Consider the following 20,609-nt stretch of genomic DNA (forward strand, 5'->3'; position numbering starts at 1 on the left):
GTGTTTTTACTCTCAAGAAGGTCAATATTGGGTACTTAAAACACTACTGACACAATCTGTCATAAACCCTGTTTATACTTGCAATGATTAATAAAAAATAAGGAAAATAACATGTTCAGTGATCCTAATCTGGTTTTATTTTACGTGAAAAACCCGGCAAAAAGTGAAGAATTTTATAAGAATCTGTTAGACACTCAACCTACCGAATCTTCACCAACATTCTCTATGTTTGTCCTGAAAACAGGGCTTCGTCTTGGATTATGGGCTAAAGAAGATATTGAGCCTCAAGCCTACCAAACAGGAGGAGGTATGGAGCTGTCCTTTCAGGTTAACAGTAATGAAATGGTCGATGAGATACACAAGCAATGGTCTGATAAAGAAATTTCTATTATTCAACCTCCCACACAAATGGATTTTGGATACACATTTGTTGGTGTTGATCCCGATGAGCATCGTCTTCGTATTTTTTGTCTAAAACGAACGTAAGCAATTGGAGTAATAACCAATCATAGCTTGTAGTATGGCTTTTAAGTGAGTGATATCACACAACCCAAGCTGCTACAAGCTACAATTACTATTAGCAAATGAACAAACATCGGGACATCGACCCCTGATAGCTGTATTTTTTAAAAAGGAGATACAGAATGGTATGGGACGCAACGACAACAAACGCCATCTCTAATGCCGCCCATGCGCTTTTCCTGTTATTGTACTTAATTGGTGCCTGCATCCACTACTTAAAAAAAGATCATACTTTTTCACTTTTGATTGTGTTTTTTTTCTTAAATATCCTTGTTCTGAAGGTATTGGGAGTTTATGTCCATTACTACCCTTCTCATTCGCATTTACCGCCAGCCTGGATTGCGATTAGTTTGCTTGTTATCATGCTTAATTATTTGCTTGTCCAATCAATGCAAATGCCCGATATGTGCAGAGTTATAGTAGTATTTCTATCCATCGTATTTACTTATCTTTTCCTGACCCACGATGGAAATTACACCTACATTGCCTTTCCTGTCATCCTTGTATATTTGATTGCGGCTTATTATTCGCAAGCAAAAGTCAGGATTGGCTTTGTCATGGTCGTTATATCAAACGTGATATGGATAGTCACAAGGCATATTCAAAATTACATTGCTGGCCATGAAATTCCTGTGGAATATCGCTATGATAATGATGTCTATCATATCTTTTTAATTCTATCGACTTATGTAATCTATAGGGGTATTGCTGAGGGGCAATGGAGACATCCTCGTTAAAAATATCATTGAGAAACCTATAATTATCAAAAGCAATGTCAAGATATGAGTGAATAATTTAATCACTTTGAAATGAAACATTTCTTGAGCATGAATTCATACATTCATGGAATTCTTTTAGTTATTCCAGACAGCCTACCAAAATAGCTGATTAATTATGCGATTAACAACAATCACTCTATAAAACCACAGAACATTTTGATACCTTATCCAAATAATTAAGAAAATCTCTCGAGAATAAATATTCATGAGCACTGATAATTTATTACAGCCCAAGTTAATTGAGGCAACACTTGGTGACTATCCAGTTATTCAAAATATGGCGCGATTTTATGTTTATGATATGTCACGTTATTGCGGTTTTATTTCGGAAGAATGGGCATGCCCACCAGATGGACTTTATGAAAGTTATGATTTCAAAATTTATTTTACCGACCCCGAACGAAAAGCCTTCCTTATTCAAATCAACAATGAACTGGCCGGTTTTGCTTTATTAAATAAATTCGGAATCCAAGCTGTTGATTGGAGTATGGGGGAGTTTTTCATCCTGGCTAAATTCCAAGGGAAAGGCATTGGCCAATCAGTAGCTCATCAACTATGGCGCACTCATCCAGGTGAATGGGAAATATCGGTCATTCCGGAAAACATACCGGCTTTATCGTTTTGGCGCCAGGCAGTAATGACCTATACCCTTGAACGGTACAAAGAACAGATAAGGACAGTGAATTATGATATCCATCAAACCCAACGCATTATTTTAAGTTTTAATACACAAAAGCAGAACAAATCTGGTCATTCCATTCCAAAAAAACCTATTACAATAGATTTCGTGGATAATATCCCCAAATCTCTGGAAAAAAAGATGACAAAAGATCTGATAGCCTATGAAAGAACTCATGGTATTGATGTGAACTACAAGCGTTTTTCGATAGTACTATCTGAAGAAGGGGTGACTTGTGGCGTTATTAATGCCTTTACTGCTTTTGCGGAAATATACATCGATGACATATGGGTAGATAAAGCATATCGTGGTAAAGGATATGGCAAAAAATTACTGCAAACTCTTGAGAATCATTTTAAAGGGCAAGGATTTAATAATATCAATTTATGTACCAGCGCCTTTCAAGCACCGGAATTTTACAGAAAATGCGGATATACGGCTGAATTTACACGAATCAATCAAGCTAATCCCAAGCTTTCCAAAACCTTCTTTGTGAAATTTTTTGATGAAGAAAATCAAACACAAGGACTATTTTGAAAAACAGAACTTCTAAATAACTCCTCACATCTTATTGATATTCAGAGGTCCTGAAAAAGTAATTTTCAATTAAAGAGACTAATTAAAGTACCTGTAAACCGTCTTATTCCAACTGATTACATTAGTTTATTTTAAGAGAAAAATCCCGGGAAGTCAGAAACCAACGTCGAATATTTTTTTCGGAGTATTTATGATACTGGCACCAATCTCTAATAATAGAGGAATCGATATCTTCCGGGATGTCATGCATGCCCCGAGAAAAATTTCCCTGTAAAAGCAATAAACATCCCAGATTATGTAAATAAAACTCAGGGTCTATAAAAATCATTGAAGTAGGATCATATAAGCAAAAATTAATAGGTTTTTTATTGTATAATACATCCTGAGCGTTGAAATTGGGGCCAAACTCATCATGAAGCCCTAAATTCCCCAGGATTTTGCCATCAAACCAGGCTCTGGGATATTTGCTCATAATATTTTTACCACCAGTTGCAGTTAAAATAATATCTGCTTTAGCCACTGCTTTTTCAAGCTTATCATGATCCTCGGGTAGAATAGCGTCTATACCAAGCCTGGAAGCTAAATCACATTGGTGGGCCGAACTGTCCACTACAGTAACCGGTACTCGATGTTCTACACAAAAATAAGCGAGCCCTCGCCCTATTTTACCAAATCCAAAGATTAACCAATTCTTGTTTGTGGGATCGACGCCTGTGAGTTTTTGAATCGCTTGGTGAGAACTTTCAGCACAACCAAATACGGTCTCCAATTGTTTCGTCATTGTGTGATCAATGCTTATAACCGGAAAATCAAGTGTTTTCAGACTACGATAATACTGATCCCCTGAACCTGTTAACTCTATAGCTCCCGTCAAAGGTCTTCCGAGACGCTGATGAAGCTGCCCGCCACAATCCATATAAACATCGAACGTTTCATCTCTTAAAAGGTCAAGATTTTCAACATAAGCAATTCCAGAATTATGAAGACAAGTAATCGCATCAGGGTGTGCCTTACAAAAAGAGGCTGGATTGGTTACGGTCACTTCAGCTTTTGCAGCAACAAGAGCTGCAATTTTTAGCAGTGTATTGGGAACCAAAGGCACATGATGCAGTATTTTCACCCCTTGCAGGGGTCTGTCTTTGCCCCATTCATTAATCTGAAGATGCATAAATGGCGCAATTTGCGGGTGATACATTTCTAAATACTTTAATAACTCTTGGTGCATTGTTTACATCATATGAGAAAGAATGACATTACTATAATCGAACTCATTAGCAATAACACGAATTAATAAAACATATTTTAGTTTGTGAGGATTGGGCGATTAAAAATTGATTGGGCCGTATAGGATTCGAACCTATGACCCTGAGATTAAGAGTCTCCTGCTCTACCAACTGAGCTAACGGCCCACAATAAAAAACAACTTAAACATACAATTTAATAGCAACAAGTATTCTATCTGTCAACTAACCCAAAAGTCAGGATATCAAGTCCTTGCAATCAGAAACCTTATCAGAGAACATTTTTATATTTTTTACCCGGGTTTTAATGAACCAATCCTCCATACCAGAATAAAATCTTTGTATGATAGTATGATTTTAATCTCAAAATAAGTTAACTCAAAAATGCTGAAACTATTTGATGCTCATTTTCATATTATTGATTATCGTTTTCCTCTAATAACTAATCAATCCTATCTTCCTCCCGAATTTACTGTCGAAGATTACCTCCAACGGGCAAAGCCCCTGAATATTTGCGGAGGAGCCGTTGTTTCAGGCTCATTCCAAGCCTTTGACCAAAGTTATCTTCTAGCTGCTCTGTCTATTTTAGGCCCCGATTTTGTAGGAGTTACTCAATTACCTGCGACTGTAAGTGATGAAGAAATTATTCAATTAAATCAAAAAGGTATTCGTGCAGTCCGCTTCAATGTCCAGCGTGGCGGCTCAGAAAACATCCATCGGTTAAAATATTTTGCTCACCGCATTTATGAGATAGCTGGATGGCATATAGAGATTTATGTTGACTCAAAGGAGCTTGGCGATTTGACTAATCTGTTATTGGAATTACCTGCTGTCAGTATTGATCATTTAGGATTATCACAATCAGGGTTTTCTGAATTACTCCATCTGGTGGAACATGGCATCAAAATAAAAGCCTCAGGTTTTGGGAGAGTCGATTTTGATGTTAAAAATGCACTACGAACCATCGCTCAAATTAATCCAGACGCCTTGTTATTTGGTACTGATTTACCCTCCACGCGTGCCCCCCGCCCTTTTCTGGATAGTGACATTCAAATAATCCAGGATCTATTTGATAAGGAGCTGACAGAAAAAATTCTGTACAGGAATGCGCGTAATTTTTACAGTAAAAATAGTTCAGAGTAAGGTTTACACTTTATATTCCCCTGTTTTTCTATTTCTAAGTCCTTCATCTTCTTCTGCAGGCACATTTGTAAATATCCTCAAACTCCCTTTACTGGCAGAAGTGTAATCAAGACGGGCTTTTTGATATTGTTTACAAATTTCTCGCTGAAGCTCAATCGGCATCATACCAACAGCACCATACACTTTGACATTGCCGCTTGGTTTCTTTTCAGGGGGATAATTTTTAACATCAATCACCGCCTCTCTCAAATCATTGATAAATTGATTTTCGAAACCTTTTACCAAAGTGTGCACATGAGTCAGGCATAAATGAAAACCATCCGGATTTTGGAGCAAATTAAGCTTCCACCCCCTCTTCTCCAATTCATCGGCAATGAAATGAGCATTGCAAGTGTTACTTCTAAAACCCAGGATGGACCATTGAGGGTTACCATAAATATAAATGTCTTCACTGGTCAATCCCTTACCTTCCTCCAGTAATTCCGTCAATTCTTTTTGAATAGCATTGCGTAATGTAATAATGCTTTTGGCGATTTCCTGATATTTATTTTTCCCATAGTAAGACAAAGTAGCATAGACTTCCGCAACCCGAGCGCCACTGGTTGAACCATCGAGAATTCCTGGCGTAGCATACAATCCACCTGACCAGTTTAATGCGGCATAAACCGACAAAGCAGGCGAATCCTCACTAAAAAGACAAACAGAGGTGCCTTTAGGACAACACCCATATTTATGCAAATCGGCTGAAATGGAAGTCACTCCAGGTACTCTAAAATCCATAGGTTCTGATGAAGTATCTAAAAAAGCCGTTAAAAATCCACCCAAACAGGCATCCACATGAAAAGGAACATTTTTTTTCTTTGCCAATTGACCTAACTCAGAGACAGGATCATGAATTCCATTCATAAAAGAGGGAGCCGATCCAACGATTACAGCAGTGTTTCGGGAAATATAGGAACTCATGACATTGGGATTTACCGCACCCGTTTTTTTGTCAACAGGCACTGTAATTAATATTGCTCCCGTTAATTCGGCTGCTTTTTTAAATGCAGCATGCGCAGTTTCAGGTACGACAATTTCCGGATAGTCAATCCCTTTTGCTCTTGCATGAATGACATAAGCGGCCATCGCCTCAATAATGCTGGTCGTCCCCCCATGAGTTAATAATCCATAACCTTCTTTTGAACCATGAAACAGATTTTGACACCAACGAATCACCTCCGCTTGCATTGCGTTAATTCGAGGCCATTTATCGTGCAAAGGATTAGTGAGAGCGGTTGCCCCATAAACTTCTTTAAGAAGTTCAGTAAGTTCCTTGGGGTGAATAGCGTATAAAGCTCCTGAGTCTTTACCATCTCCTCTTCCAACAAGAAACGCCCTCTCAGGACTGTCATTGGTTATGGATAAGAAATCAAAATGACATTTTTTTACATCCACATCAAATGCGCTCAAAATATCTTCGGGAGAAAGCCCTTCCTCCGGTATTTCATCTCTGAGGGTCATACCGGAACGCTGAATTCTCAATTTTTCTCTTGTTGAAGCAAGTTCTTTATTGAGCTCTTTCTCAATGATCTGATTCACACCAGGTAAATTTTTTGCCAAGGCGTAAGCGCTATCAATAATGCGCTGCTTCATACTGGCGTTATTACGGCTACGATACCATCTGGAAATCCATGGGTCATGGTATTGATTATAAAGAAAATAAAGAGCGGCTGTACCTAATATGATTTGATGCGCTGGAGTATCTTGTAATAATTCATCTAAAGAACTAACCGCTGCAGTTAATAAATCTGAAACAAAACCAAGCATTGCACATATCCTTACGAACAAAATGATGGATAATAGTCACTTTGCGTAAAAAAATAAAGGCCGTTCGATACGTGTCAGTATAACAAAAACGCGTTGGTATTTTGCTTGGCCCGGATGATCTCCAAATGCAAGATATAATAATCACAGCATTACGCATAATCCGTCTTTATAAGCTAAACTAAGCTTATTCACTGGATCATAACTTACCAATGAATTGGATATCAGGGATAGATAACAATGAAAAAAATACTGGCATTGGTCATGCAATTATTGGCAATCATTCTTATTCCCGCCCTCATTTCCTGTAGTTCAGAATCCAGTAAGCCAGCAGGGCAAATTTTGGCGGAAGTTGATGTCGCGCTTCCAGTAAAAAAGAAAATTGTAGAATGGGATGAATACACTGGACGATTTCAAGCAGTAGAGGAAGTCGATGTTCGTGCCCGGGTCACTGGATATCTTGAGGCGATCAAGTTCAAAGATGGCCAAATGGTAAAAAAAGGAGACGTTTTATTCGTTATTGATCAACGCCCCTTCAAATATGCTCTGGCAAGAGCAGAAGCTCAATACGCATTAGCCAAAGCACAATATGAACGTGCCATAAAACTTCAAAAAGAGAAATTTATTTCAGCTGAAGTGATAGATCAACGATTTCAAGACGTACAAGTTGCTGAAACCAGAGTGCAGGAAGCAAAATTGAATCTGGAATTTACTGAAATCAAAGCCCCCATCAGTGGCAAAATAAGTCGCGATTTTGTGAGCGTAGGTAATTTAATCCGCATGAACGACACAGTCTTGACTAAAGTAGTTTCTGTTGATCCCATTTATTTTTATTTTGAAACCAGTCAAAATGATTTGCTTAAATATATCCGTCTTGAACGAGCAGGAAAAAGACTTAGTTCTGAGAAAGAACCCACTCCTGTCTTAATTAAATTACCTGATGAAAAGGATTATCTTCATCAAGGGGTAATAGATTTTTTAGATAATGTGATTGACTCAGGCACAGGAACCATTCTTGCCAGAGCACTTGTGCCTAATCCTGATAACGTCATTTATCCTGGCCTGTTTGCGCGCGTAAAATTAGTTGGAAGTGGGGAATATGAAGCAATTTTACTCCCCGATAAAGCAATCAATACGGACCAAGCCCGTAAATTTGTGTATGTGGTTGATAATGAAAATAAAGTGAAGCGAGTATATGTGGAATTAGGGCCACTGCGCGAAAGTGGGTTTTACATTATCCGAAGTGGATTGAAAGGGGATGAAAAAGTTGTCATTCATGGAATTCAACGTATTCATGGCCCAAACCAGGAAGTGAAGCCTGTGATGATTGAGGTGATGGAAAATTAAACCAGTTGTCTATTGGAATCATGTTCATTCGATAGAATTTTAATACTGCATAAAGCATACAAGGTTTTATAGTGTAGCCAATGCAAAAAGGATTTTCTGGATGAAAATTGCTCTTTTCTTTATTGATAGGCCAGTATTTGCAACAGTAATCTCCATTATCATCGTTATGGTGGGGGTATTGTCCTATTTCAACTTACCAATAGAACAATACCCGCAAGTGGTTCCGCCTACGATTCAGGTATACGCCTCTTATCCTGGAGCCAATGCAAAAACAGTAGCTGAAACTGTTGCAACACCAATTGAACAGGAAGTTAACGGGGTGGAAAACATGTTGTATATGGATTCCCAATCCACTGACGACGGACAAATGCGTCTGACTATTACCTTTAAGCTTGGAACAGATCTGGATCAGGCACAGGTACTGGTGCAAAACAGAGTAGCTGTTGTGGAACCCAAATTACCGGAAGAAGTCCGCCGCTTAGGGATCACTACTAATAAAAACTCGCCTGATTTGATGTTGGTAGTTAATCTGTACTCCCCTAACGGCCAATATGATCAAACCTATATCGGCAATTACGCTATTTTGCATATACGAGATAAAATCAGACGCATCGAAGGCGTAGGCAATGTACTTGTATTTGGAGCCAGTGAATACGCCATGCGCATTTGGCTCAATCCCGATTTAATGAATACTTTTAATTTAACCGCGAATGATGTTTTAGCGGCTGTTCGTGCTCAAAACGTGCAAGTCGCCAGCGGTAAGCTTAATTTGCAACCCCAGAAAAACCAATACGGCTTCGAGTACCATATTGAAACCAAAGGACGCCTGGTTAAAAAAGAGGAGTTTGAGAATATTATTGTCAAATCAGGCGAAGGCGGGCGTATTGTTCGCCTGAAAGACATTGGTCGCGTCGAGTTAGGTACACAAAATTATCTGACGAAAGGTTATTTAGACAAATACCCTGCTGTTGCATTACCTATTTATCAACGCCCGGGTACCAATGCATTAGCCACCGCGCAAGAAATCATTACAACCATGAAAACAATTGCCAAGGATTTTCCACCCGGGATTACCTATGACATTGTCTATAATCCTACTCTCTTTGTTAAACAATCGATTGATGCTGTATTTCATACCATTTATGAGGCGATTGCCCTTGTTGTACTTGTCATTTTGATTTTTCTACAGACCTGGAGAGCCTCTGTCATTCCAGTAGTAGCTATTCCTGTATCATTGATAGGAACTTTTGCTGTAATGCAGGCTATTGGATTTTCGTTGAATTACTTGACCTTGTTTGGGCTTGTTCTTGCTATAGGTATTGTGGTTGATGATGCTATTGTCGTTGTTGAAAATATGGAGCGCAATATCCAGGCGGGCATGAATCCCCGCGATGCCGCCAGAAAAACCATGACAGAAGTAGGATCAGCATTGGTCGCCATGGGTTTGGTATTGATTGCCGTGTTTTTACCTACTGTTTTTCTGGAAGGAATTTCCGGGCGTTTTTATCAACAATTCGGTACAACGCTTGCAGTCGCGACTGCCATTTCTGTTTTTGTCTCATTAACCCTGACCCCAACCATGGCGGTATTATTGCTTCGCGCTCATCGCGAAACTATGAAACAAGAAGGTTTAGCCTGGTGGAAAAAACCAATCTATGGATTTTTGCATGGATTTAACCGACTAATGGAAGGATTTTCCCGGCAATATGGGAAATTGGTTGCTACCCTCACACGTAAAACGGTTTTGATGATTATTGCTTATGGTATTTTTATTTCCATCACATTACTTCTTTTTGTTTACGTTCCGCGCGGCTTTATCCCAAGACAAGACCAAGGCTATTTTATCGTTGCGGTTCAATTACCACCCGGAGCCTCTCTGAGCCGTACTGATGCTGTCATCAACAAAGCGGTCAAAAAAATATTGGCAATTCCTGGTATTGCCCATACCGTTAGTTTTACAGGCTTTTCTGGTGCCACATTTACTAATTCATCGAATGCCGGGGCAATTTTTACTCCTCTACTGTCATTTGAAGAGAGACAACGTATGGGGATAAATTATAACGACATTCTTAAGCACCTAAGACAGGAGTTAAGCACAATCAAAGAAGCCCTCATCGTGGTTATTCCTCCTCCACCAGTCCGAGGTATTGGAAATGCGGGTGGTTTTAAAATGATGCTTCAAGACAGAGGCGGTCGAGGTCTTGATGTATTAATGGAAGCTGCAGCAACTATGGTTAATGCAGCGAATCAGGAAAAAGCCACCACATCAGTATTTACTTTTTTTGAAAATTCAACACCACGACTCCACTTGAAACTTGACAGAGAAAAGGTGGAACGGCTTAACGTGCCTTACGCCAATGTCGTAGAGGCACTGGAAGTTTACCTTGGCTCCGTTTTTATTAATGAATTCAATTATCTGGGACGTACTTTCCGTGTTATTGCGCAAGCTGATTCAGAATATCGCCACACTGAAGACGATATTTTGCGAATCAAAGTCAAAAGCAACAACGGAGACATGGTTCCTATAGGCTCGGTTGCGCAAATAGAAAATACTGTTGCTCCCTCGCGTATGCCTCGTTTCAATCTGTATCCCGCTATTGATTTGCAAGGAGATGTTTCTCCCGGGTACAGTTCTGACGAAGCGTTGGCGACTATGGAAAAACTAGCTCAGAACAATCTTCCAGATGGGATTGGTTATGAGTGGACGGAAATAGCCTATCAACAGAAAATGGTGGGTAATACTGCAGTGATGGCCTTTACTCTGGGTGTTATTTTCATTTTCCTTGTCCTTGCCGCTCAATATGAAAGCTGGTCTTTACCTTTAGCTGTCATATTAATTGTACCGATGTGTCTCTTTTCTTCCATGCTGGGAGTTAAAATTCTCGGAATGGAAAATAATATTATGACCCAGATTGGTTTTCTGGTGCTGATTGGGCTTGCTTCGAAAAATGCCATACTGATTGTGGAATTTGCAAGACAACTTGAAAACCGGGGTTATAATCTCTGGAAAGCTGCCATTCAGGCGGCAAAACTTCGTCTTCGCCCAATTTTGATGACGTCATTTGCATTTATTCTCGGTGTTTTTCCTTTGATTATCGCAACAGGGGCAGGCGCTGAAATGCGCCGCGCGCTCGGTGTCGCTGTATTCAGTGGCATGTTGGGAGTGACTTTTTTTGGTTTGGTGTTTACGCCTTTATTTTATGTTTTGATTAGTCGCTTGAGCAAGTATAAAAGGAAACTGACCAAGTCTTAACTAAATATTGGCTATGAGATACTTCATATATTTTACCGTCTACTCTTCTAGGCAATCTTTTATTTTTCAGATTTGGGCAAAATAACTGCAGCTCCTGAAAAAACATTGTTTTCTGATTTCCATAAATAAACTACAACATTCTTTTATATGATGTTCTGAGTAAAAATTTAGCCAAACTTGACTAAAAAAGATCATTTAAATTAAAATGTGGCTTTTATTAATCTATCCAGCCTGACAGCATGGAGCACTATGGTTAAAAGCAAGACATTTAGTTGCTATATTATCGGTGAGGCTAACATAACTCTTCAATGTGCAGATATCCTGTTAGCAGGAGGCCATAAATTACTTGGCATAATCTCTCCATCAGACACAATAAAAAAATGGTGTACTGCCAATTCCATTTCTTATCTCAAGAATATCAAGGAATTTGAAAAAAATCAGATGGACGAAGAATTTGATTTTCTGTTTAGCATAGTGAATAGTGAAATCATTCCTCAAAAAATTTTAAGACTCCCTCGTTATTACGCTATAAATTATCACAACTCCCCATTACCCAAGTATGCAGGATTATATGCCACTTCGTGGGCGATTCTTAATGGCGAGACCCAGCATGGTATTAGTTGGCACATTATGAATGAAGTGATCGATGCGGGTGATATTCTAAAACAACCAACTTTTCCAATAGATGATCAGGACACAGCGTTTAGTTTAAATCTAAAATGTTATGAACAAGGGATCTACTCCTTTCGCGAACTTATTGAAGAACTTTCAGCTCATACTACGACTCCGGTTAAACAAGATTTGTCATGCCGTTCTTACTATGGCCTAAAAAATAAGCCAGCAAATTTTGGATTTATTTCATGGGAAGAATCTTCAGAAAATATTGATCGGCTATGCAGGGCTTTAACATTTGGAAATTACACCAATCAATTAGAAGTACCCAAAATAATGATTAATAAGGAAATTTTTGTCGTAAAGTCTTATGAAAGATTAAATATATCCTCAGGAATACAACCGGGCACCGTTGTGAATAACTCGAATGGGTGCTTACAAATAGCTACCGGAACATCAGATATATTGATACTAGAACTTACTGATCTTGAGGGAAGAAAATGCCCAATAGAACACTTAGTCAGCTTATTTAAAATAACTCGCAACTCACAACTTGACACAATTGAACCTGCGTTTTTTGAAAAGCTATCCATTTGTTCCGCTAAAAAGCCTAAAACGGAGAAGTTTTGGGTCAATGAGTTTTTAAAATGCGCTCAAGAAAAGAATTCATTTTTATCTCCACTGTCCCAACTCGATGCACCAGCATGTCCCCTTCACGAGAGAAAAACAGCAACACAACTACCTGGTGAGTTACTCGCAAAATTGAAAAAGCTATCCACTGAGTATTGGCAAATAAAGAATATTTTATTAACTGCCCTCTTGATTTATCTATATAGATTAAATAATTACAGTAACATCTCAATTGAATTCATTAATTCACAATTGGATAGTAATGATCCTGATTTAAATAAGCTTTTATCAGACTATGCGCCTTTAACAACGCAATTTGATAGCACTATGACATTTATGGAGGCATTGATATTTGTCTCAAAAGAACAAGGCAAGTTATATGAAAATAACACTTACACTAGAGATATTTTCATACGTTACCCTGAACTACATAACGCTTTCAGTCATGTTGAAGTCAGTATCACCTTTACTGACTCAAAAGCAGTGACATCTTGTGTCAGCAATAAAAAGTTGAACTTCTGTATTGCAGAAGATTGTTCCTGGTTTTATGTTGATAATAAAACAAATTATAGATCCCATTCAGAATCTTATGCTTTTTTTGAAAATATGAATGAGCATTTGCTGACTTTATTGGAAGATATAGCAAGCAATCCTGATAAAAAGATATTCGAACTTTCAATAATCAGTAAAAAAGAAAAAAATGATTTATTGGTAGTCTGGAATAACACTCACTGTGATTATGATTATGAAAAACCGATTCACCAGTATTTTGAAGAGCAAGTTTGCAAAACACCCGACGAAATAGCTGCTGTCTTTGAAGACAAATCAATAACTTATGAAGAGCTTAACCGAAAAGCCAATCAATTAGCACACTATTTAAGATCTCAAGGTGTAAAACAAGATCACTTTGTAGGGATTTCTTTAAATCGCAGCTTGGAAATGGTTATATGTATTTTAGGCATTTTAAAGTCTGGAGGGGCTTACCTCCCATTAGATCCTAATTATCCTGATGAACGAATTTCATACATGTTAATGGATAGTAAAACTAACCTGCTGATAACGGATCAAGAATTCATAAAGAAGAAACCGCATGGATTCACTGGTCAAAGTATTGAGATAAATTCCTTTTTAAACTTAAAAAGTCTATCTTCTGAAAATCTTCAAACAATTAATAAACCATCAGACTTAGCCTACATTATTTATACTTCTGGGACTACAGGAAAACCTAAAGGTGTAGCAATATCTCATCGTTCTATTTGCAATCACATGCTGTGGATGAAGAAAGAATACGCTTTTAAAGGTAAGGATGTATTTTTGCAGAAAACCCCTTTCTCGTTCGATGCCTCTGTTTGGGAGTTTTTTATGCCGCTTTTGGTCGGTGGTAAATTGGTTGTCGCTCCAAATGATGCACATACCAGCCCCAATCAAATGATACGTCTAATCAGAGAAAATCAAGTCAGCGTATTGCAGATCGTCCCTTCTATGTTAAAAGAATTAGTATCTAACGAAGAATTTGGTTTCTGTAAATCACTCATGCATGTATTTTGTGGTGGTGAAGCCCTGTTATCAGAAACAATTAATGCTTTTTTTAAACACAACTTCTCAGATGCAAAACTACATAATCTTTATGGCCCAACCGAAGTAACCATTGATACAACTGCCTATACGTGTACCGCAGGAGATACAAAAGGAGATGTCAGCCGTATAGGCAAACCCATACTGAACACAAAGGTGTATGTATTAGACACAAAAATGCAGCCTGTTCCTGTCGGGATAATGGGGGAACTCTATATTTCTGGGGATGGTGTAGCGCGTGGTTATTTAAACAACCCTGAATTTACCACACAGAAATTTCTATCCAACCCATTCAGCAACAATAAAAATGATCGGTTATACAGAACAGGAGATCTCGTCAAATGGGATTCCAACGGAATTCTGGAATATCATGGCCGATGTGATAATCAGGTAAAAATTAGAGGATACAGGATAGAAATCAATGAAATTGAATCTTATTTGGAAAAAATCCCTTCAATCCATCAATGCATTGTAAAACCGGAAAAAAACCAGGACGACTCCATGTCCTTATCAGCTTATTTGGTTTTGGAAAAAAATTCTCAAATATCCGCTGTAGATATTCGGACTATATTAAAACAGGACCTTCCCGAATACATGATCCCGGCTCGATTTTATGTAGTTGACAAATTTTTTAGCACACCAAGCGGTAAAATAGATAGAAAAATGTTACCAATTCCATCCAAACGATTACGTTCAGGTACTAATTATGCTTCCCCCAATAATCCTACCGAACAAGTATTACAAAATATCTGGTGTTCTGTTTTAAAAACAGATAACTTGGGAATTTACGATGATTTTTTCGAACTTGGTGGTAATTCTCTATCAGCAATGAACATAATATCACACATCCAGGAACAATTTTCACTGACATTAAGCGTTAGAACATTATTTGATTTTCCCACAATATCTTTTTTAGCTAAAGAAATAGAGAGCAAAAGCCATAAGAAGACTGATTGTATAAAAAATCAGTCTTCTGAAAATAATATCATCCCTCTTAAAACAGAAGGAGAAAAAACACCTCTGTTTTTAGTACATCCAATTGGTGGAAGTGTTTTTTGGTACAAACTTCTTGGACAATATTTTGATAAAGAAAGACCATTGTATGGAATACAGGATCCTGGGCTTGATAGAAATGAATTGATATTTAGCAACTTGGAAGAAATGGCAAGTGCATATGTCAATTCAATTCAGGCTATTCAACCAAATGGCCCATACATACTTGGTGGCGCATCATTTGGTTGTACTGTCGCTATTGAAATGGCGAAACAATTAGAGGAAAAAGGAGAAGTAGTGATTTCTATTATCTCCCTTGATGGTTGGGCATTTTACCCCTCCCTACAAAACAATGAAGCTTATTTTCAAGAAGTTATGAAAGAACAAAACTCAAGAATTCTTAAGAAATATGTTGAAAATAACGTGAATAATTCCAAGTTTTTATTAGAACTGCAATGGCATAGAGAAAACATGTTGACTCAATATAAAATGCCAATTATTAAATCCAAATTTATTTTATTTAAGGCCAAAATACTGACAGAAATGTTTCAATATAATGCGACTTTAAATTGGTGGGAAAATTATACGAGTCAACCGATTGAACTTCACTTAATTCCTGGTGATCATGAAAGCATGTTTTATGAACCGAATATCAAGATCCTGGCCAGTAAGCTCAATGATAGCTTAAGTGAGAAGGATATTAAGTCTTACCAATTTAATGATACACTGAAGGATTCATTTATCGATCAGCTTTAAACCAGGAACATGAAAACTGTAGAGATAGTTGATTGATTTGTTTCTTCTCTCTCCTTGACCTATCATTTAAATGGAATAAATAAAATCCATATGAATGAAATTGAATTAGGTCACTCTCTATGCCTAAAAAAACGGATCTGACATTGCTCCTCATCAATACCGTTGAAGAACCAATATTTTATCTTTCCTCAGATTTTATTATTTTAGAACTCAACGCTTCCGCCAAGAAAATATTCAAAATTACAAAGAATTCAATTATTGGAAAACCTTTTTCAGTTTTATGTTCTGATCAGGATTTAAAATCACTTGAACATCCTTTTGACAGAAATTTAAAGACATGTATTAGAAAAAAAATAGTTTTATGGGATTCATTATGTTTAAAAAAGCCTATAAATGGAATTCAATATATTGCTATAGGGACTATTAAAAATCAAACCAATAAACCCGCATTGAATAGCAATCTCAAAACAAACACAGATGGCACCAACCCTATAGACATCACAAGTCAATTTCTAACGGAACAAATAAATAATAAAAATAAAAATACTTCAGATTATGTAAATGCTATTTATCGTTATATGGAAAATATTATTGCACAAATTCCAGTAAGTGTTTACTGGATGAATAAAGATCATGTGTACATGGGATGTAGCAATAATATGGTTAAATTATTAAATCTCAACTCAAGATACGATATTGTTGGTAAAACCTATGAGGATTTATACCACGAGAAATCAACATCTTACTATAAAAAAGCAGATAAAGCCGTTATGGATAAAGGTATCTCGTTAAGTCTTGAAGAACCATTCTATTACCCTGACGGAACCGAAGAGATTTATTTGTCAAATAAAGTGCCTCTTCGTGACCTGGAAGGGAAAATTATAGGTATGCTTGGGGTATCCGTCAACATTACCGATAGAAAAAAAATGGAGTTGGAACTAAATAAAGCCAAAGAAACTGCTGAGGCAGCAAATACGGTAAAAACTGAGTTCATAGCCAATATGAGTCATGATCTCAGAACTCCTCTGAGCGGTGTTGTCGGTATGGCTGAACTTATGAAAGAGCAAGCGAGTGATCCTGTACAAGTACAATATGCGGAGTGGATTTTTGATTGCAGCCAACAATTGTTGAGTTTACTAGATAGTATACTTGACATCGTATCCCTGGGTAATGTCAAAGAAGATGAATTAAAAATAACAAGCTTTGACATCAACGAATGCATTACAGAATTAGTTCATCTTGAAATGCCATCCATTAAACTGAAACAACTTGATTTGATCGTTAATATTGATAAAGCAATTCCTCGATTAATAAAAACCGACCGCATAAAACTTCATAGAATTATTCTCAATCTTTTAGGTAATGCCATTAAATTTACCGAGTCTGGTTATATCGCAGTTGATGTGAAATTACTTGAACTAAATAATCAGGCAGGATTAATTTATTTTGCAATATCTGATACTGGCATTGGTATCCCTGAAAATCAACAAACGAAAATATTTGACAGATTTCATCGGATTATCCCTTCCAGCATAGGAAAATATAAAGGTCATGGCGTTGGTTTACATATTGTTCAATCCTATGTAAACCTGCTAGGCGGAGAAATACAGGTAAACAGTGAACCAGGAGTAGGAACTACCTTTTATTTTGAACTTCCTATTCAAATTGGAAAAGAAAATGAAGTAGCAAAGAATCATTATAAACCTGAAAAAAAAAATATAACTCCTATATCTAAAAAAGAAAAAATTTTAGATAAACACTCAAAAAATGAGTTTTTGCATAGCTCACCTAATATTCTCATTCTGGAAGATAATCTGGTCGCCCGACGTACAATAGAAAGCTTGGCAACTCAGGAAAAATGCCGTTTTGTTTCTGTAGCAAAAGGTAAAGAAGCGATACGGCTTGCTAAAACCAATGAATTTGATCTGATAATCACAGATATTGGGCTCCCAGACATTGAAGGGCATGTGGTAGCAAAGTTAATTAGGGAATGGGAATTATCTAAATCAAAGCAACCGACACCAATAATAGGGTTAACCGCTCATGTCAAAGAAAAATCCAAAGAAATATGCTTGAAATCAGGTATGAATGACGTATTCAACAAACCAATCAGTCGGCAGCTTTTACAATATATACTGAATCGATTCATACCATCAAAAAATAAAAATCCAGCTTTATTTTCTTCTCAAAAAACAAAATCATCAGAGCAAATAATAGAGTCAGATTTGCCAGAAAGCGAAAGTAATTTTTTTAACTTGGATGCTTATCCTTTACTCGATATTCACAATGCTGTTTCCATCATGGGTAGTCTCAAATTGGTTCGTGAAATATTGCCACTTATGATAGGTGAAGAAACCCAAAAAGATGTTGAATCGATTGAAAAGGCATTTCATATAAAAGATTGGGAAACGGTTGAAAAGATCGCTCATAAAATGAAGGGAGGCGCAGCGAATTGCGGTGCTGTACGTATGAAATATGCCTGTCAATATTTAGAGCGCTATCAAAAAATGGGATACACCAAGCTTCTTGAACCTCTTTACCAACAATTTATAAAGGTTGTCGCAGATACCCAAAAAAATATTCATGAATGGCTAAAGCATTGCTCTTCATAAGAAGCATCAAGGTTAATCACTAATTAAAATCACCCCGAAAAAACCTCGGTACATTATTTTTGATCAATTTGAATATTAAAAATATATATTAATTAACTTTGCTATAATTAATCTAAATAACACTAAATCGGATTCGGTCTAACCTTCGGGAGGAAGCAGTAAATGGCTGAACAAATGAGTAAAGAATTCATTGAGGAAACTCTCAGTATCCATCAGGAATACATAGGTATACTAAATTGCGTTCCAGAAATAATCTATTGGGTAGATAAAGATTGTTTATTGAAGGGTTGTAATCAAAATTTCATCAAATTACTGGGTTTAAAAAAAATAAAAGATTTAAAAGGAACTCCTTATGAACAAATGGCCAAATACACTGGATGGCCGGAAAAAAACATCGAGGCATTCAAGCTGGATGACATGAAAGTGCTCTTTTCAGGAGAACCACAATGGGATGTAGAAGAAGGCCCTGTACCTAACAAAGATAAGGAAGTAAGTTATTACCGATGTCGTCGCGTACCATTATTTGATAAAAACAATAAAGTGTGTGGTTTGGTAGTTGTACTATCTGACATCACCAAGTATAAAAAAATGGAAGAGCAATTAAACAAAATAACTACAAAAAATAATACAAAACTTCCTCAAGCCAAACGAATAGAAGAACCCAAAATATTAATGGTGGAAGATAATTTCGTTGCTCAAAAAGTTGAAGAAGCATTGCTTAAGGAACTGCAATGCCAGGTTGATATCGCAGACACTGGAGATAAAGCGTTAAACCTTTTCGACCCAGGGAAATACGATATGGTCTTTATGGATATTGGTCTCGAAGACACCTCTGGTTATTTGGTAGCAAAAAAAATTCGCCAAAAGGAACAAAACACCAATTATCATGTACCAATTATTGCATTAACTTCATACCAGGCTGATGTGGTGAAATACGATGTTGAGGATTATTTTATGGATGGCGTATTAACTAAACCTTTAACAAGCGAGCAAGCAGAACAATTAATCAAACATTTTGTTCATAAAGAAGACATCATGGTTTCAGGCTTAAAATCAGCAAGGGAAAATTAAGAATTAAGATTAATTTGCTTACCAGACAATAGCTGTTTTTTTTTTGTTCGCGCAAAACCAAATAAAGGATTGTAAGCGCCTGATAAATAGAGAAACTGTTAAATTGATGCATCTGTGCATGATAGGATTACAGCATAATCTCGCCTGCGAGGGCAGTATCATCGTAAAAACAAGACACATCCTGCATAATATGTGAGAATAGATTTCAACCATAGCAAAGATATTTGTAATCGCTGGTTTATGGGGTATATCTTCCCTTACAATCATTATTGATACTGGAGAATGAAGTGATATGGGATCCTGAACGTTATGTGCTTGGAAACTATATTCAAAATGAAATCAACGAAGAATTTCTAAAAACAATTCACATCGATCTGTCTGGAAATATTTTAGATATTGGTTGTGGAGATGGGCACTATACCAGCTTGTTGGCGAGCAAGATAAAGCATGGACAAATTCTGGGAATTGATAGCTCTGCGCAAATGATAAAACACGCCAATCAACAATGGGCGAGAAAGGGGCTTATGTTTGAAGTTCATAACATTGAGGAATTTCACCAACCGCAATCTTTTGATTTGGCACTCTCATTTTGGTGCTTGCATTGGACCAATATCCATATTACTTTTCCAAATATTTTTCATCTGCTAAAAAAAGAAGGGAAATTGTATGTAGTCATGTCTTCTTTTTCCGACCACAGTATTTTGCAAACATGGAAAGAATTGGCCAAACAAAACCTGTATAGGGATTTAACAGAACAATACATCTCCCCAATCAATGAACAATATTTTTACGGCGTGATTAACCTTCTCAACAGATTACCTTTTAAGCGAGTTAAACTTGATTTGAAAACTTGCCGTGTGCATTTGCCACACATTGATTATTATAAAAATTTACTTCTAACCATGCCTTTTATAAAAAGGATTCCTTCTGAAAGGGCTGAAGCTCTTGTTGAAGACATGTTAAAAGCATTTCAAACTATTTGTGAAAGGAGATATGGTGGCCAATTATATTATGAAACTCGACCCATATTTTTAGAGGCTATCAAATAACCCA

At 37.1% G+C, this 20,609-nt stretch carries 12 protein-coding genes and 1 tRNA gene; 10 read left to right on the top strand and 3 right to left on the bottom strand.

All coding sequences use genetic code 11. From position 1 onward, the window contains the following. Window positions 1-111: 111 nt before the first annotated feature. The 3 genes from OQJ02_RS10820 to OQJ02_RS10830 all read left to right on the top strand — a co-directional run bounded on the left by OQJ02_RS10820 (window position 112) and on the right by OQJ02_RS10830 (window position 2,517). Window positions 112-486 (top strand): VOC family protein, encoded by a 375-nt coding sequence (locus tag OQJ02_RS10820; RefSeq protein ID WP_265719048.1) that lies wholly within the window; start codon window positions 112-114, stop codon window positions 484-486. A gap of 158 nt (window positions 487-644) precedes the next feature. Continuing rightward, entirely contained in the window at window positions 645-1,259 is a 615-nt protein-coding gene (locus OQJ02_RS10825; protein ID WP_265719049.1) for a hypothetical protein, read from the top strand. 247 nt (window positions 1,260-1,506) lie between these two features. After that, window positions 1,507-2,517, top strand: a complete 1,011-nt coding sequence (locus OQJ02_RS10830; protein WP_265719050.1) for a GNAT family N-acetyltransferase — start codon at window positions 1,507-1,509, stop codon at window positions 2,515-2,517. 121 nt (window positions 2,518-2,638) lie between these two features. Here the strand turns inward: OQJ02_RS10830 and OQJ02_RS10835 are convergent, their stop codons facing one another. Then, complete coding sequence (locus tag OQJ02_RS10835; protein WP_265719051.1) at window positions 2,639-3,742, bottom strand: adenosylhomocysteinase; 1,104 nt, start codon at window positions 3,740-3,742, stop codon at window positions 2,639-2,641. Window positions 3,743-3,853: 111 nt separating this feature from the next. Further along, window positions 3,854-3,926, bottom strand: a tRNA-Lys gene (locus OQJ02_RS10840). A 216-nt stretch (window positions 3,927-4,142) separates the two neighbouring features. Here OQJ02_RS10840 and OQJ02_RS10845 point away from each other — a divergent pair. Beyond that, complete coding sequence (locus OQJ02_RS10845; RefSeq protein ID WP_265719052.1) at window positions 4,143-4,901, top strand: amidohydrolase family protein; 759 nt, start codon at window positions 4,143-4,145, stop codon at window positions 4,899-4,901. Between the two features lie 3 nt (window positions 4,902-4,904). On the opposite strand, the gene legS2 is transcribed toward OQJ02_RS10845, so the two are convergent. Beyond that, window positions 4,905-6,731, bottom strand: coding sequence for a Dot/Icm T4SS effector sphingosine 1-phosphate lyase LegS2 (legS2, locus tag OQJ02_RS10850; RefSeq protein WP_265719053.1), 1,827 nt, complete (start codon window positions 6,729-6,731; stop codon window positions 4,905-4,907). 216 nt (window positions 6,732-6,947) lie between these two features. On the opposite strand from legS2, the gene OQJ02_RS10855 reads away from it, so the two are divergent. The 6 genes from OQJ02_RS10855 (at window position 6,948) to OQJ02_RS10880 (ending at window position 20,605) form a co-directional block, all read left to right on the top strand. After that, complete coding sequence (locus tag OQJ02_RS10855; protein ID WP_265719054.1) at window positions 6,948-8,054, top strand: efflux RND transporter periplasmic adaptor subunit; 1,107 nt, start codon at window positions 6,948-6,950, stop codon at window positions 8,052-8,054. Between the two features lie 100 nt (window positions 8,055-8,154). Then, the gene (locus OQJ02_RS10860; protein WP_265719055.1) at window positions 8,155-11,307 is read left to right on the top strand and encodes an efflux RND transporter permease subunit; all 3,153 of its coding nucleotides are present in this window, start codon (window positions 8,155-8,157) and stop codon (window positions 11,305-11,307) included. Window positions 11,308-11,556: 249 nt separating this feature from the next. Continuing rightward, window positions 11,557-15,873: an amino acid adenylation domain-containing protein gene (locus OQJ02_RS10865; RefSeq protein WP_265719056.1), complete on the top strand. Its 4,317-nt coding sequence runs from the start codon at window positions 11,557-11,559 to the stop codon at window positions 15,871-15,873. A gap of 119 nt (window positions 15,874-15,992) precedes the next feature. After that, window positions 15,993-18,485, top strand: a complete 2,493-nt coding sequence (locus OQJ02_RS10870) for an ATP-binding protein (RefSeq protein ID WP_265719057.1) — start codon at window positions 15,993-15,995, stop codon at window positions 18,483-18,485. A gap of 162 nt (window positions 18,486-18,647) precedes the next feature. Further along, the gene (locus tag OQJ02_RS10875) at window positions 18,648-19,556 is read left to right on the top strand and encodes a response regulator (protein WP_265719058.1); all 909 of its coding nucleotides are present in this window, start codon (window positions 18,648-18,650) and stop codon (window positions 19,554-19,556) included. A 287-nt stretch (window positions 19,557-19,843) separates the two neighbouring features. After that, window positions 19,844-20,605, top strand: coding sequence for a class I SAM-dependent methyltransferase (locus OQJ02_RS10880; RefSeq protein ID WP_265719059.1), 762 nt, complete (start codon window positions 19,844-19,846; stop codon window positions 20,603-20,605). Window positions 20,606-20,609: the final 4 nt, after the last annotated feature.

The organism is Legionella sp. PATHC032 (genome assembly GCF_026191185.1).
Taxonomy (GTDB): domain Bacteria; phylum Pseudomonadota; class Gammaproteobacteria; order Legionellales; family Legionellaceae; genus Legionella.

Coding starts and splice junctions, on each gene's coding strand:
- OQJ02_RS10830 (WP_265719050.1), top strand. CDS start 1,507: ATGAGCACTGATAATTTATTACAGCCCAAGTTAATTGAGGCAACACTT.
- OQJ02_RS10875 (WP_265719058.1), top strand. CDS start 18,648: ATGGCTGAACAAATGAGTAAAGAATTCATTGAGGAAACTCTCAGTATC.
- OQJ02_RS10870 (WP_265719057.1), top strand. CDS start 15,993: ATGCCTAAAAAAACGGATCTGACATTGCTCCTCATCAATACCGTTGAA.
- OQJ02_RS10855 (WP_265719054.1), top strand. CDS start 6,948: ATGAAAAAAATACTGGCATTGGTCATGCAATTATTGGCAATCATTCTT.
- OQJ02_RS10820 (WP_265719048.1), top strand. CDS start 112: ATGTTCAGTGATCCTAATCTGGTTTTATTTTACGTGAAAAACCCGGCA.
- OQJ02_RS10865 (WP_265719056.1), top strand. CDS start 11,557: ATGGTTAAAAGCAAGACATTTAGTTGCTATATTATCGGTGAGGCTAAC.
- OQJ02_RS10860 (WP_265719055.1), top strand. CDS start 8,155: ATGAAAATTGCTCTTTTCTTTATTGATAGGCCAGTATTTGCAACAGTA.
- OQJ02_RS10845 (WP_265719052.1), top strand. CDS start 4,143: ATGCTGAAACTATTTGATGCTCATTTTCATATTATTGATTATCGTTTT.
- OQJ02_RS10825 (WP_265719049.1), top strand. CDS start 645: ATGGTATGGGACGCAACGACAACAAACGCCATCTCTAATGCCGCCCAT.
- OQJ02_RS10835 (WP_265719051.1), bottom strand. CDS start 3,742: ATGCACCAAGAGTTATTAAAGTATTTAGAAATGTATCACCCGCAAATT.